General features: G+C 67.5%; 1 pseudogene. It reads left to right on the forward strand.

Features of this window, described 5'->3' with window-relative positions:
* Positions 1 to 252 (forward strand): annotated as a pseudogene (locus H2O73_RS24210) (hypothetical protein); the annotation flags it as partial.

The following is a 252-nucleotide window of genomic DNA, read 5'->3' on the forward strand; positions in this document are numbered from 1 at the left end:
GACACAGCGTTTCGGGGTGCCCATGGGCTTCGGCGGCCCGCACGCGGCCTACATGACCTGCACCGACGCGCTGAAGCGGTCCATGCCGGGCCGCATCATCGGGGTGTCGGTGGATGCGCGTGGCAACAAGGCCTACCGGTTGTCGCTGCAGACGCGCGAGCAGCATATCCGCCGCGAGAAGGCCAATTCCAACGTCTGTACCGCGCAGGCGCTGCTGGCGGTCATGGCGTCCATGTACGGGGTGTTCCACGG

This window comes from Vibrio marinisediminis (assembly GCF_014050145.1).
GTDB classification, from domain to species: Bacteria; Pseudomonadota; Gammaproteobacteria; order Enterobacterales; family Vibrionaceae; genus Vibrio; species Vibrio marinisediminis.